The sequence below is a fragment of the Vibrio sp. LB10LO1 genome (genome assembly GCF_010092875.1).
In the GTDB taxonomy this organism is placed as follows: domain Bacteria; phylum Pseudomonadota; class Gammaproteobacteria; order Enterobacterales; family Vibrionaceae; genus Vibrio; species Vibrio campbellii.
The window spans coordinates 62,083-76,963 of record NZ_JAADJW010000010.1 but is presented as its reverse complement, the minus strand read 5'-3'; the positions used below and the strand labels follow the sequence as shown (position 1 = coordinate 76,963).

9 protein-coding genes are annotated in these 14,881 nt (G+C 41.8%); 7 read left to right on the top strand and 2 right to left on the bottom strand.

Translation table 11 applies throughout. The annotated features are described in order from the left end of the window. Window positions 1-355 precede the first annotated feature (355 nt). From dptF to GXP65_RS09395, 7 genes are all read left to right on the top strand, one after another. Window positions 356-1,945, top strand: coding sequence for a DNA phosphorothioation-dependent restriction protein DptF (dptF, locus tag GXP65_RS09425; RefSeq protein ID WP_205455489.1), 1,590 nt, complete (start codon window positions 356-358; stop codon window positions 1,943-1,945). After that, the gene (gene dptG, locus GXP65_RS09420) at window positions 1,942-3,300 is read left to right on the top strand and encodes a DNA phosphorothioation-dependent restriction protein DptG (protein ID WP_138955741.1); all 1,359 of its coding nucleotides are present in this window, start codon (window positions 1,942-1,944) and stop codon (window positions 3,298-3,300) included. The genes dptF and dptG overlap by 4 nt, the downstream gene beginning before the upstream one ends. After that, complete coding sequence (gene dptH / locus GXP65_RS09415; RefSeq protein WP_162092657.1) at window positions 3,281-8,488, top strand: DNA phosphorothioation-dependent restriction protein DptH; 5,208 nt, start codon at window positions 3,281-3,283, stop codon at window positions 8,486-8,488. Before dptG ends, dptH begins: the two co-directional genes overlap by 20 nt. 71 nt (window positions 8,489-8,559) lie before the next feature. Next, a complete protein-coding gene (locus GXP65_RS09410; protein WP_205455488.1) occupies window positions 8,560-9,039 on the top strand; it encodes a hypothetical protein in 480 nt (159 codons plus the stop codon). A gap of 106 nt (window positions 9,040-9,145) precedes the next feature. Then, window positions 9,146-10,015, top strand: a complete 870-nt coding sequence (locus GXP65_RS09405; protein WP_162092656.1) for a phosphorothioated DNA-binding restriction endonuclease — start codon at window positions 9,146-9,148, stop codon at window positions 10,013-10,015. Window positions 10,016-10,121: 106 nt separating this feature from the next. Continuing rightward, window positions 10,122-11,192: a ParB N-terminal domain-containing protein gene (locus GXP65_RS09400; RefSeq protein WP_205455487.1), complete on the top strand. Its 1,071-nt coding sequence runs from the start codon at window positions 10,122-10,124 to the stop codon at window positions 11,190-11,192. Next, window positions 11,192-12,379 carry a potassium channel family protein gene (locus tag GXP65_RS09395; RefSeq protein WP_162092655.1) on the top strand — a complete coding sequence of 396 codons (1,188 nt, stop codon included), beginning with the start codon at window positions 11,192-11,194 and terminating at the stop codon, window positions 12,377-12,379. Before GXP65_RS09400 ends, GXP65_RS09395 begins: the two co-directional genes overlap by 1 nt. Before the next feature lie 139 nt (window positions 12,380-12,518). On the opposite strand, the gene dndE is transcribed toward GXP65_RS09395, so the two are convergent. Together dndE and dndD are read right to left on the bottom strand one after the other, a co-directional pair. Next, window positions 12,519-12,866, bottom strand: coding sequence for a DNA sulfur modification protein DndE (gene dndE / locus GXP65_RS09390; protein WP_162092654.1), 348 nt, complete (start codon window positions 12,864-12,866; stop codon window positions 12,519-12,521). Further along, the gene (gene dndD, locus GXP65_RS09385; protein ID WP_162092653.1) at window positions 12,866-14,875 is read right to left on the bottom strand and encodes a DNA sulfur modification protein DndD; all 2,010 of its coding nucleotides are present in this window, start codon (window positions 14,873-14,875) and stop codon (window positions 12,866-12,868) included. The genes dndE and dndD overlap by 1 nt, the downstream gene beginning before the upstream one ends. Between the last annotated feature and the right edge of the window lie 6 nt (window positions 14,876-14,881).

The following is a 14,881-nucleotide window of genomic DNA, read 5'->3' as shown; positions in this document are numbered from 1 at the left end:
ACGGTTTGCTGCTGTTAAAAGCAATCCTGAGGGCATGCTATCAATGAAAGGCAAGAGTACAAATGTCACTTGGATGGTTTGTCGTCATTGCGCAAGGTAAAAGTATTGCCATGCAGAAAAAGACCGAGAGCAGTTAAGCAATAGGACTTAGGTGTATTAGTTCAGACTAGATCTGCCACTTTAGTTTGAAAAAAGATGTGAATTTTTTCAGGCAAATTAGCGGAATATGAACATGTACACATTATATTAGTTTAAAATACGGTGTCATACAGTATTTAGCTTGACTAACAGCGTAAGCCGGCCTGGTTATTACCTGTATTTCTGCCTATCTAACATTTTCATGGGGTTATAACACTTGATTGATTTACGAACCGCACTGAGTGTGATGTCAAAATCGTCGCCATATGCAGTCTCTACAGAGAGAGAAGCAGTACTATCTACGGACCTAGATGCTGTAAAAAAGTATCTTTATGTAAGAACTGACATAGAAGATAAATTTGCTAAAGAATTGAAAGAACTGTCCTCGACAGATAAGAGATTAATTTTTTTGTGTGGTAGTAGTGGTGATGGAAAGTCTGAAATACTTACAAAGTATAAGAAAGAGTATCAAAATAGAGCTGACTTTCATCTTGATGCAACCCACAGTTTCCGTCCGACGGACACCGCAATTCAAACTTTGGACAAACTCTTTTTTGATTTTGAGCGAGGGGGGAGGTCATTAGTTGTTGGTATCAATGTGGGAATGATGGGTAACTACGCAGAGGAAGGTGATGTTACCTCGGTGAGAACATCGATAAAGAACTACCTAGAGCAAGAGACAATACCGGATAACCATGTTTACCTTAATTTTGAAGACCATCCAAGGTTCACCTTCGAAGACGAAGGACACAGCTCTCAATTTGTTAGTGACTTGTTAACTAAAATTACAGCGCAGGAAGATAACCTGATCCGCCAGTACTTTGATAAAGAGTTGCAGTCAACAAGGCCGAACCAACGTTTAATATCCAACTATCAGATCTTGAGCCGACCAGAGGTTCAGGCTGTCATTATTGATGTGCTTTTCAAGGCTAGATTGATAAAAGACCAGTTTCTAACGGCGCGCTCTCTGTTGGATTTTGTCTTTCATTTATTGGCTGGTCCTGGTCTACTTCAAGACAATCTTTTTGCATCGCGAGAAAACGAGCTAACCAGTAAAATCACAGAATTTGACCCGGCTAACATCCATTCCAAAGGGCTGGATGCCTTCGTTTTGGCCCGCAACCTGAAACTGGAAGACGGTGAATTTGACATTTTCTGCTCTGGGGTCAAAGAGTTAGTGGGTGTTGGTAATATCAATGCGAGCTCTTATGTAAGGTTGTTTTATTTGCTGCGTCAGGCAGATGTAAGTAACAACTACCACCTCCAGTTCGCTAGTGACTTTGATGAGCAGCTCTTATTTCAATACTCGAAACTTTGGCAAACCCATGTGAATTACAGCGGCGAAGTAGCTGAGCGTAAGATGTTGCGCGAGTTCTATCGAGATACTGCAGTCGCAGCCATTCATAAATACATCAACCGAAATGCACCAGAGTTGAGTCGAGGCGAGTATTTTGTGTCGAGTCACAACGGAGTCCAGCTCGCGGCAGAACTGGATATTCAACCATCGTTTGACGACATTCAGTGCGATAATGGGCGTGCTATCGGGCATTTTTTAGCGTACTTCAAAATCGGTGATGCGATCATTCCAATGCCAATAAGCATCAACCTTTTGGGTTTGATGCTACGTATTCTTGAGGGTTACATGCCCAACAAACACGATAAGACGACAGTCGTTATGCTTGATGAAGTTACGGATCACATAGCAGATGTCGCGAGTAAGGCTACATCTCTTTATGTTTTGGATAACGGAAAGAAAATAAAAATCAACAACATCGAAGATGAGTACTTTGAGGTAAGTGGACTATGATAGTGGCGCAGATCAGAGCGGATCTCCCGCAGGCAAGTAAAGATGTAAACCCAAGTAACGCTTTGAGTAGTTACTTTCCGATCCGAACAAGCGATAGGAAAAATAAAGACATCTTTGACTGGGATACCGTACTCGGTTTCACAGTCAAAAACGCTTATCGTAAGTACCAAGAGCTCGATGTTGAGGCCTTTAAATCTGGGGTAGAAGCTCGTTTTGTTGGTAAGCTAGTTGGAGAAAAATTTTGGCTAGTACTCGATAAAATGTACTTTGAGCGTGAAGGGTTTTACAACATAGCTCCCGAGTTTTTGTTGTTTAAAGCGAATAAAAAACAAGGGGCAACGGCCAGCTCTCGTCTAGGGGACATGTACTCAAGTCTTATGCAGGATTTTCTTCCAACCGAGAAGCTCAACGTATCGATGAATTTTCTCGAGCGAGAGCTTTATGAAGAGTTGAAGGAACAACTAAATAAACAATCCGGAGATAAGAAACCGAAGAGCAAGAAAAATGGGCAGGTTATTGGCAATAATGAGTATCCGTATCTGCCTTTCTTGACCAAGCTCTTTCAACAAGACCTTCACTTCTTAGAGGAACACCCCAAGTACCTCCTCTCTACGTTTACTGATTTTCTGCGTTTGTATTCTGTACTCTACACTTCTCAGCTTGCGTTGAATCTAGGCAGCTGGCGAGATGGCAAACCAGAGCCCAAGCGTTGCTACTTCATTTTAGATAGTGAAAAGGCTAGTGAAGAGCGGACGAATGTGAAAGATTTTGGCTTTGGACAGCTGAACCGAGCAATGCACAATATTTTCCCCTATTTGGCAATGAACGACAGCCTTCAGATACCTAAAGCACGTAAGCAACCTATCTGGAAACTTGCTCAGCAGCTGCAGGAAAGTCCGGAGCTTGCGGAAAAGTTAAGTAATTACGCAAAAGCATTTAATGAGCGCCGTGGCCTTGACCAGCAAATAGTGCAAACAAAAGACCCCTTGGCTGCTTTGGATCAACTACTCAAGTTATCGAAAGATGAGTTTGGGCGAGGTATGTCCAAGCATTCAATTAATAAGGAATATGTCCAGACGATCCAAAGAGAGCTGTGCTCAAATTTTATTTATAACCGAGGACGTATTGGCAAGGTCTTGGTTATAAATCAAGACTATTTAATGTTACTCACAAACATTGTGATTGGAAACCAAGAGAAAATGCGTTTCCACGAGCTGGTTTTAGCATTTGAATCTCGCGGCGTGTTTTTCGATAAGCAAAGTCATGCGGCATTAATCGAGTTTTATGAACGAATTGGTAATGTGGAAAAAATGAGCGATAGTGGAGACGCAGTATATGTACGTAAAACCATTTGAGGACTTTTTGGTCGAGCTGTTTGTAAGTGATCTTGACTTCGAAAAAGCAGGAGAGAGGTATCACTTCAAATCGCCAGATAGTGCAAACAGCACGCGCCTCTACAAATCGTTTATGAACTTATCAAAGCAAGAAATCAATGCAGCAATCGGGGACGAGTTCATAAGTCTTCCGGTGGTTAATTGTGGAAAAATTAATTTAATACCTGTACTGCACAGGGATGAAAAATCTCTGGACATTAAGACGGCAGGGAACGCACCTAAACACGGCTTTACTGAAAATTTCATTTCAACTTTACGTGATGCGGTTTCTGGTCAAAATGGTCAATTCAAGGGCTCGGTACTTTTAGTAATTCACAACAGTTCATTAGACACAATTATTAGTGCTTGTGATGATGTGGCTAAAGAAAATTCGGTTTGGCACCCTGAAAAGATTAAAGATGCACTTTACGATATGATCGGCATTGCATCGAAACTTAGGAAAGTATCCGAGTGCCTGCTAGAACAGAGATATAAGCAAATTAATGAAGACGAGTCCACAATGTTTGGCTTCGAGGGATTGCACAAGGTCGTACAGGATGGCGATTTGAAGTTTAGCGAGCTCAACTTGCTAGATGACCCTAAAATTCTAGATTGGCAAGATAACCCAAAGCAAATTGAAGAGCGACTGGAGCAAAACCGGAAGTTATACGACCGTATTGATCGGATCACCAAGAGCGAGAATGATCCGAATGAGTTGAAGGAGAAGCTCGCAGAAATTGACTTTGGTGATAAATTTATTAGTGAGCACTTTGGTGGCGATGACGCGTCTGGCTGGAAGCAAAGCTTAACCCTTGGAGAGTGTTTTCAAGAACAACAAAAAAACAAGCAAAATCTGCTCGAGCTTGAGTCTGAAATTCTGGCCCGAGGTGAACTTATAGCCAAGAACAAAGCAGATACCAAAGCTGGACAACGAGAGCGCCACCTCATCCTGTTGTTGGAAGGTGAACAGCAAACCTTCAATCTCGAACTGAGTTTCTTAAATGGTCGAGTAGAGAAGAAGCAATGCTCGATCCAACATGACAACAGCGGAGTCGTTGAGGTTACCGATATCAATAATACAGGTGGTAAGCGCAGCCGTGTTCTATTGGAAGGGGTTTACACTGGTAGCCCCGTCTTTTTTACTCTCTCATTGAAGCGGGACAAAACTGCCGAACGCTTTAAGTTTAAAGTTCTAGCTATTCGAGCCAGTGATTTCCATGTTGATGCATTTCGTACCAATTTCTTAATCCAGCCCGCAACCACAGCAAAGAAAACTCCTCAGGTTGTGCTTCAGACTGGGGACAAAGCCCTTGAGATTGCGGAACAAGGTTCGAAAGTCTCTTTAGAGAAGATTGGGCAGGAGTTCGATCGCAGTGAAGTCGGAACCGTCGACTTTCAAAAAGTAGCGAATGAATCTGATGAACTTCGTTTCACTGTCAACAACGGTGAAGCATCCCTGACCTTCAATATCGAGGGTCCTGATGCGACCGACTCGTTGAGATTACCTTTGATACTCGATCAAGAGCGACACGGTAAGCTCTTTACTCGAGATGATTACTTTGGCCTATTCAGGGCAAACTCCAAAGTCGTGCTTGACAATAAAGAAAATTCTCCAACTGGTCGTCGTTTAACACTTTTGCAATGGGAAGCCCAGCAGGTAGCACAGCGGTTATTGAGCGGTGAAATTGTCGATGAAAACCCAGAAGGCGAGCAGCTTAGCATCGCAGACCTTGAAGTCAGTTACCCTAATCTGCATAAAGCGTATCGTACACTTTTCGACTACTGCGTGGACAACCGCACCCTGATTAGCTTAGCTGGATGGGGGCCAAAGTTTCGCGATTTAGTGAAAGCGGTCGTCCAGTACTATTACGAGGCGCTAGATACCATTGAAAATGATGTGGTATTGAACGACCAGCAAAAACAGTTGATCAAGATAGGCTTTATCACTGCAGAAGGGCGAGAGTATATCTCACCATTTAGCCCGCTAGTACTTGCTCATTCACTGGAATTAGCTCAAAACATCGAAGCGGATCATAGTGGTAGCTTTAAAGAGCTGCCGCCAGTAACCGTCGCGCGACTGAATGCCCGTGGGTTACTACCTTATCTCTATGATGTCCGCAACGGTTTTTCGTTTAGCCAAGAGGATAAAGACAATTCATTCTGGATAGCGCTGATGCCACAGCAGGAAACCAGCTACGCTTTTGTTCGACGATTGGTGAGAGATAAGGTCTCCGAGTTTAAAGAGGCATTCTCTTCACTTTTCTCAGTGGGACCACAATCTACGTTGATCATCAACTCCGTCAACAACCATAAGAACCGTGAGTTGTTCTTAGGCTTGGTCGATTACGTAAAGGCGCAAAAGGATAAGGTCTGCCATATCCATGTCAACCTGTATGACGATAAACTGATCTACAGCGAGTTCGATCGTTTTGCAGAAACCGGCAGTTATGACGAGTTAAAGGCCCTATACGAAATAGATAAAGGCGGTGCCAAAGCTCGCGAGCAGGCCGATATGGTGGTCGACTTGCTACGCACTCGAATCACTTACAGCAAGTTCGAAAATGATAAAGTCGATGGTGAGCAAGCCTATGCCCACCTGAGCTTCTTCCTTAATAACAGTAAGGTTGAAGCCCGCGATGTTAACGTTGAAAAGCAGCTTAGTGGTGTTTTGTGTCATGGACTTATGGCCGGTGAAGCCTCCGAGTCAGAGGAAGGCAGTTACAACACTGCTTTTGGTCTGCGTGGGGTGGATTGTGCCAACAAACCGCACCTGCAGATAGCGCAAAAGTTGAACAGCCTGATCAAGCCGGCTCGCCGTTCTGGCGAAAAAACCAGCAACGCTAAGTCAATGAGCCTAATGGTTAGCGACAACTTCAAGACGCTGTTAGACCGCTCATACGAGAATTCCATTTGGACTACTATCATCGACCCCAAAGTTACTTTGGATTTTTTTGATGCGTCTAATGATGCCGTGCTTATTCAGTACTCGGATAACTACACTAACTCCACCAACTACGATGCAATTACAGTGACTAAGCAAACCGAAGTTTATAAAAAGGTGTTGGAACAAGGTGAAGGTGGCATTATTGAAGAGTTTAATGCTTTTAATGGTGAATGGTTACTGAAGATGGTCGCGGCAACGGGCAGCCCAACGGCTATTGCTAACAACCGCAAAGAGAAACGTGGCATTATCGGCGCCTATAAATTCGTGAACTGCCTGCTAGCCCAGTCTGATATCATTTGGGTACCGATGTCTGTCGCAGAGATGCTGCGCGTCGCAGGCAATATCGGTCTCAACATGTCGGACGGTGACTTTTCCCGCAAAGCACAAGGTTACAAATCTGGCGCTATTTCAGATGATGTCCTGTTTGTAGGTTTTAAAGACCAGCAGATGTATTTGTTACCGCTTGAGGTAAAGGCGGGGCAAAAACAGACCCACAGTAAAGGGGTGAAGCAGGCGCTTGAACTAAAACGTTACTTGTCTGAAGATATCCTCGGTCGAGATGACTTGGCTGGTAACCTCTATCGTGGTTTGTTTATTCGTCAGGTGCTGATGCAGGTGGATAAGTACCAACTTTACGATCTGTACGAAGATAGCTACTTCGACGCATTCCTCAATCAACGTGAATGGTGGCTTCAAGGAGACTATGGTCTGGCGGACATTGCAGAGTACCCGAAAGGATTCTTGGTTTCCTTAGTAGAAAATGACACATTCATCTGCGAGAGCTTTGAAGAAGTGGATGATATCCTGAAAATCGAACTACCTGTCAGTGATGTTACCAAGTTTATTGCTACGCCATTGCAGATGCTCATCAATGACATCCGTCCGGAAAAACTATGTGCGATACCCCAGGAGTACATCCTGAAAGGGCAAACTTCGGGTGTTACTTCGATTTCAATGTTAACAAACTCAGTGCCAGATACCTCTAACGCTAAATATGAGCCTTGCTTAGATACCGGAGTAGGCGCGGTTGAACCAACCCCACCCGCCACTGCTGATCCAAAGCCAATAGTCGATGTTCAGCCGTTAGTTAAAAACGACGTTGAGTCGCTTCAAGTACTGATTGGTCACGATGTACGTAACCAAGAACCGATGCTGTGGGAGCCGACCAATACCGCAAAGTTCATGAACACCAACACGGGTATTATTGGCACCATGGGTACGGGTAAAACCCAATGCACAAAGTCTGTGGTGACCCAGCTGCATCGCAACCAGCACCTGAACGTTGATGGCAAGCCAATTGGGCTACTAATTTTTGACTACAAGTCTGACTACGTTGATGACAAGTTCCTCAATGCAACAAGCGGTAAAAAGTTTAACTTATATAAGCTGCCCTACAACCCTCTGAGCCTGTTTGGTGATATTCCAATGCTGCCGGTGCACACTGCTCGTGGTTTTGCTGAAACCATGACTAAGGCCTTTGGTCTCGGTAAGGTCCAGCAAAACAAACTTCAGCGGTTAGTGGGAGAAGCATACGAACTGGCAGGAATTAAGAAGGCCGATAAGTCAACGTGGAGCCGCCCAGCCCCAACCATTGCTGATGTCTGGGCATTGTTTGAAGCCAGTGAGCCAGCAGAGGATTCGCTCTATGCCGCTCTTATGAGCCTGCAAGAGTTTGAGATTTTTGAAGATGACATAACCAAGTGCACCAGTCTTTATCAGTTGGTCGATGGCATTACCGTCATTGAGTTGGCTGGCTACCCAGGTGAGATCCAGAACCTAATTGTGGCATTGACGATGGACTTGTTCTATTCACAAATGCAGAAGATGGGTAAGCCAGAAGTGCGAGGTGACTATCGTCAGATGACTAAAATGATTCTCGTGGACGAAGCCGACAATTTCATGTCGCAAAATTTCCCTAGCTTGCGTAAGGTACTTAAAGAGGGGCGGGAATATGGTGTTGGCGTGATCTTGTCGACTCAAGACATCACTCATTTCAAGACCAGTGAAAATGATTATTCGTCTTACCTCTTCACTTGGATTGTTCACCGGGTCTCGCAGATTAAAAATCAGGACATCAAATCAATATTTAATATTGATGCTAAACCCGAACAAGAGTTGCTAATGAAGACGATTGGTGTACTTGAAAAACACCATAGTCTTTATGTGGATGGGAGCAAGAAAATTACGAGAATGAAGGATAGGGCCTTCTGGGAATTACTCGAATAATAGAAAGGGGCCGAAAGGTCCCTTTCATTCTTGTTTATTGATAACCTAGTAGCGGACTTAATGTTGTTGAGTTGGTTGGTTATCCATCAGAAATTCAAAACCGAGCTGTGGTCATCTCACTGGATTTGTTCTACTCACAAATGCAGAAGAAAGGTAAGCCAGAAGTTCAAGGCGACTTCCGACAAATCACCAAGATGATTTTGGTGGACGAAGCCGATAACTTGATGTCTCAAAACTTCCCAAGCTTGCGTAAGATCTTAAAAAAAGACCGTGAGTATGGTGTTGGGGTGATTCTGTCTATTCAAGACATTACGCACTTCCAAACTGGCGAGAACGACTACTCAAGTTATGTGCTTACATGGGTAGTTCACCGCGTGGCGAAGATTCGCCCACAAGAGCTGAAAGCCATGTTTGGTGTCAATGAGAAAGCTGAGCAAGAGAAGTTGATGGAGACCATCAATAAGCTAGAGAAACACTACAGTCTTTACATTGATGGAGCTAAGAAGATACTTCCAATGAGAGACAGGGCATTCTGGGAGCTTTTGCGATAACTTTATGATTTAAAACGCCCTTTTAGGGCGTTTTTTTGATCTGATTAGTATTCATATATGACTCAGTATGTATAATTGCGATGAATTATGATTGTGGAATTCAGCAATGGAGCTATTAGATAAAATTCAAACGATCTCACGTTGGCGACGTGGAGATCAACGAGCTCCACATAAACCCTTAATGCTGCTTTACGCTCTATCTCAATATAAACGAGGCCATGAGCGCTTGTTCCAGTTTGAGAGTGAAGTGGATAACCAGGTAAAAGAGCTGTTGGTTCAGTATGGCCCTTCGCGAAAAGCCTACCATCCGGAGTATCCATTTTGGCGTTTAGCTAACGAGAAAGATCCATTTTGGGAATTAAAAAATGGTGAAGAGTGTATTCCCCGTAAAAGCAATACAGACCCCAAAAAGTCAGAACTTATTAAATACAATGTAATGGCTGGATTTAACGCGACTTCATACCAGAGCTTAATTTCTAATCCAGAGCTGATTGAAAAAATAGCTTCCAAGTTAATCCAAGACAATTTCCCCGATACATTACAAGAGGAGTTGTTTGTTCGTTTTGGTTTTGAGGTTGATACGTCAACTAAGCAACGAGATCCCAATTTTCGAAAGAACGTTTTGCGGGCATATAATTATAGATGTGCGGTGTGTGGCTTTGACTTAGCTTTAGATACCGTACCAGTTGGAATTGAAGCAGCGCATATAAAATGGAAGCAGTATTCTGGCCCTTGTGAAGTTTCAAACGGCATTGCGCTTTGCAGTATTCATCATAAAGCTCTAGATAAAGGTGTGATTACTTTCGATTGTGATTTCAGAGTTCGTGTATCTCCGGGAACCACCGGTGGGAGTATGGTTGAACGTTTGATTTGGGATTTTGAAAACAAAAAGATTAGTTTACCAAGAGATGTTCTCTTATATCCATCTGAAAGGTCACTTGGATGGCATATAAGAGAGGTTTTCAAATGCCTATAGGATTAGTTTTAGTCCGAATTAATTGGTTATTAATGTTAGGCGTAATTTAAATATTGTAGTTTTTTAGTAGGATTTATACTGAGGACTATAATTATTAGGGAATAAAATGAGTATTAAGACAAAAAATATTAATGTTAAATTAGGGCAGTTAATGCTAGATCCTAATAACTATAGACTAGATAATGGTCAAGAGACTAAACAATATACAGATAGTGAAGTTATTGATTTACAAGAGAAAATTGAGAATGATCTAGTTAAGGAAAATATTGCTGATCTGGAGCTTTCTATTTTAAAAAATGGATTCTTGGAAGTTGATAAGATCGTTGTTCGAGAGCTTCGTAACATTGAATCTAATACAAGAAAGTATTTAGTTATTGAAGGTAACCGGAGGACTTCTGCATTTAAGTCACTAATGTCTGAACATTATAATATACAGTCAAAAACTTTTTCAGACCTGATCAGTCAAGAACTTATAGATAAGTTTAATGGTATCAATGTTGTACTAGTAGATGGCACTGAAGACGAAATAAAAGACTATTCTCAAAGGGTTATGGGGATACGCCATATTTCTGGACCTAAGAAATGGGGAGGGTATCAGAGTGCAAAGTTGATTCATGATATGAGTAAGACTAAGGATTATAAAGAAATAGGGAGACTTCTCGGAATTAGGCATCAGGATGTAAAACTTAGGCATGAAGGTTTTTTAGCTCTAGAACAAATGAAAAGCTATGAAGAGTACGGTGAATATGCCAGTCCTAAGTTATATACACTCTTTCATGAAGTTGTTAGCTCGACGACATTTTTTAAAAAAGAATGGTTAGGTTGGAGTGAAAGTAAATTAGAGTTTATGAATGTTGATAACATTCAACGAGTTTATGATGGTTTTATCCCTGATAAAAATGGGAATAAAGAGATAAATAACCCCGCAAGACTAAGGAAGTTTTCAAAATGGGTTACCGATTTTCCAGAGGTTAGAGAGCAGTTAGAGAGACCCAACCCTACTAACATGGATGATGTGGACTTTGATTTTAGCGCTGAGAGAAGGTTAAGAAAAATTAATAGTTTCATTACATTCATAGATAAACTGAATAGAGAAAAAGTGACTGACAATGAGATTGAGCAATTGAAGGTTCTCACTAAGAGTATACAGACTTTGTTCATTAAGGAGGGGATGTAATGAATAATGCGTGGTACCCTTTCGCTTTAGATTTCGTAAAAGAAGAATTAGAAGATAATGGTCAGCAAAGTGGAATGACTATACTGAGCAATTTTGTTGAGACCAATAGAAATGAATATTTCCCTGACTTAGATATTTCAGAAATTGAAGACTTTGTTAGTGAGGAGTTTGAGTGTTTTCAAGCATGGCTTAAGACACAAAATCTATCTTGGCTATTGTTTGGAGCCCGAGGTAAGTGGAATTTAAAAACTCAAGAGCTTGAAGATAAAATTGCAAGAGAGAGTGAGATATTCAATATTGACTCTAAATTGAATATTTCAGAAGCAGATAAAAAGTTATTATCTGAAAACGAGATAAACTTGAACTCAGATTGTATCGAATTATATGAAAGATTATTTTATAAGCTCTCAGAATTTAATATGCCATCAGAAATTGCGGAATGTGCATATAGGTTGGCTATTTGTCATGAAAACGTAGCTGATATCAGTAATAGTCAGCTAATAAAAGTTTGGTCAATTGCTGCTGAAAAAGCAGGAGATGCAAAAAATAAGTACTTAGCTTACAAGGCTCATGTTCAGGTTGCTGAGCTATATAAGTTGAATTCTGAACATTTAAATGCAGCAATTAACTTTGAAGAAGCATTTAATAATCGAGACCAAACAAAAAAATCTAAAGATGACCTTCGCGTTTATACTCGATTAGCTCGATATTCTAGGGTTCAATATGACTTAGATGGGGACCATAAATCAGCATCTAGAATGTTTGTTCATGAAAAAAACACTGAAAAAGAAGCGGCAGGATTTTTAGAAAAATTAATACTAAACTTACATAAGTACACATCTTTCTATGGTGAGTTACCTATCCTGGTTTGCGGATATATGCTGGTAGCCATACTTCTAGCATCTTCTGCTTTTTATTTTGCAGGTACTAGCGATTTTTGCCCGTCTTCGGAAATTGGTGTTGTTGCAGAAAAAGCTACTCAAGATGACATTGCATGTGATTCTTCGGAAGATAATATTGGTAATAGCATTTATATGTCGATTGTAACTTTTACGACCTTAGGGTACGGAGAGATCACACCCGTTAATGTGGTGGGTAAAGTTACCTCGATCTTGTTATCTTTTTTGGGTGTCATTTTAAGTAGTTTGTTTATGGTGACATTTGTTAGGAAGTATTCGAGGCCTTAGGTTTTATATCTTTTATTTTACTTGTACCACCTTCCATGGAAGGTGGTTTTTATCAGTATAATAGTGTTGTTGCCTTGGAGCTATTACATATTTTATTGACGAACCCTTACTATTTGGGTTCGTCAATAAAGTTTATGTCTTATAGATTTCTGGAAAGTAGCCCTATAGCTTTATGGTTCCTCACTGATGCTATCCCATCTTCAACATGTGCAGCCCAAGCTTGTTGGTATTCTTTACTATCAAGCTCTGGGTAGTACATCTTCAACATTAGCTCAGTCACATCGCTAGTCTCACCAAGCCAAGTGTACTTATCTAGTACAAGTGAACCATCTAACTTAGCTTCTTGGCCTTGATAGCGGAAATCACCTTCAATAGAGCGGAAGAAAGCAATACGTGCCGATACGTTTGGAGTGATACCAGTATAGCCTTTCAACTTTTTAAGTTGCTCTTCAGTAGTGCGAGCCAGGTTCATACGATTAGGTAGCATTACACAGCCTCCTTGGTTGTTTCTCTCCAGAAGTAACCTTCCTTCAAAGTTGAAGACTTAGTTGTACCGTCAAAGCAGATCTCGTAAGTACGAGCGAGATCGTCTTGAATAAGGCTGGTGTAGTTTCTATCGATCTCTGTATCTGTCGATAGGATTACAACTTGGTGGCTGGCTGTTGGGAAGTAGTTCTCAACCAGCTTATCACGGTGGTGTGAGTCTAAGCGACCTAGTGGTGTATCAATAATAATTGGCAGCTTGCGACCGGATGTGCGGCCTAGTGCTTCCAGAATCGAGATCGCGTAGATCTGTTTTTCACCTGCAGACATTGCTTTGCGATTGATCTTAATACCATGTTCGTCTACTAACTCAACATCAAACGAAGATGGGTTAATTGAAGCGGATAGCTGCAAATCTTCTTTACGAGCCAGCTTCTTGTAAGACTGTACGAACTCGTTCTCTAGTTGGTTGACGCGAGCTTTAGTTAGCTGTTCGCCAAATTTCTCTAGCAGCAAGATTGAGTTTTGGGCATTGCTAATACTCTGATCTTTATTGGATTGATCTTTATTCTTATCGTGTAGCTTCTGAATTTGACGGGCTGTTTCTAGTGCTTGGCGCAATTCGCGTTTTGCTTCTTCAAGCAAAGTATGGTATTCGATAATCAGCTTTTCTTTTTTCTTATCTAATGCGCGCACGTCCGCAAAAAGTTCTTGCACCTGCTCTTGCTCAGGAGCTCGTGCAATATTGTTTGAAGCGTTGTCTATCTCTTCTTCGACTTTTTTCAAGCGTACTCGTGCTTCATCGAAACGTGAAAAAGATTCTCGAGCCAGATTTGAGAGTTGATAGTCAATAGTATTCGCTTGACGGTCGGAGATATCTAAAAGCAGCTCAGCAGAATCAAATTCACCCACGTGTGCTTTAAAGCTGTCAGCAATCGCACTTTGAGCCATCTCTGTATCAAAACTTGGGTACTTTGAACGCAGTGTTTCTAAGAATGAGTCCAGTTCATTACCAAAGTTCTGTTTCTTCTTAATCTGTTGTTCTTGCTTGATCTGAGTTTGAAGGCGCTGCATTGCATTAGGTGCTAGTGCGAATGGAAGACTTGTCTCCATCTCCATGCGGATTTGCTTTTCAAGCTCGACTTTCTCTTTAAGTAAGCTATCTACTTTTTGTTGTTCATCTTCTCGAGTTTTAGCCCAAGCGCCGCCGTTTTGAGATAGCTTATTCTCTAGGCTAAGGATATCACGTGACACGAGCTCAATTTGTGCATCAACGATGTCAGCTTCACCACGAAGTTTCTCTGCGTTGCGCTCGTGGCTGATACGCTGCTCATCAAGAGAATCCATTTCCTCTTTTAGCGATTGGCTTAGTGCACTAGAACCTTGTTTCTTCAAGAATATATTTAAGTCACTCTTGAGCTTTGCGATAACATCTAAGCCCAATAGTCGACGGACTGCGGTCTTTAGCACCGTGCCTGACTCATCTTCCGCAAGCTCTGCGATTTTTTCACCGTCGAAGAAGAACAGATCAGCGATGCCTGTTGGGATCAATTCGTTGAGGAAACCCTGACACTGCTCGTAGTTGAGCTCTGGAATTTGGATGCCGTCTTTCTCAAGGCACAGGCTATCTTTCTTACCGCGTTTCCAGCCGCGAATCACTTTATAAGTGTTTTCTTCGCCGTTTTGGCTGTATTTAAACTCAAGCTCAATCGATGCGTTATCTTGAACGCCACCATGGCCAACGCCTTTATGGATAAGTTCGGATAGTGCGTCAACGTACTCACCATTTGACAACACTTGGCTAAATGATTGACGGCCAAAAAGAGCGAGTCGTACAGCTGTCAGAATCGATGTTTTACCAGCACCGTTAAGGCCACCAAACAAAATAATTGGTCGTTCGGTTCCTTCAATAGGACCATTTTTACTCAGACGAGCAGGAGCAGGGCGCAAGTCGATTTCATGTACGCCACGGAACACTCGAAAGTTGTTTAGAGTTAGTTTTGTAATTAACATTTCAGT

Bases quoted from the DNA above. Each gene is read 5' to 3' on its own strand.
- dptH (WP_162092657.1), top strand. From the start codon at position 3,281: ATGTACGTAAAACCATTTGAGGACTTTTTGGTCGAGCTGTTTGTAAGT.
- GXP65_RS09405 (WP_162092656.1), top strand. From the start codon at position 9,146: ATGGAGCTATTAGATAAAATTCAAACGATCTCACGTTGGCGACGTGGA.
- dptG (WP_138955741.1), top strand. From the start codon at position 1,942: ATGATAGTGGCGCAGATCAGAGCGGATCTCCCGCAGGCAAGTAAAGAT.
- dndD (WP_162092653.1), bottom strand. From the start codon at position 14,875: ATGTTAATTACAAAACTAACTCTAAACAACTTTCGAGTGTTCCGTGGC.
- dndE (WP_162092654.1), bottom strand. From the start codon at position 12,866: ATGCTACCTAATCGTATGAACCTGGCTCGCACTACTGAAGAGCAACTT.
- GXP65_RS09395 (WP_162092655.1), top strand. From the start codon at position 11,192: ATGAATAATGCGTGGTACCCTTTCGCTTTAGATTTCGTAAAAGAAGAA.
- GXP65_RS09400 (WP_205455487.1), top strand. From the start codon at position 10,122: ATGAGTATTAAGACAAAAAATATTAATGTTAAATTAGGGCAGTTAATG.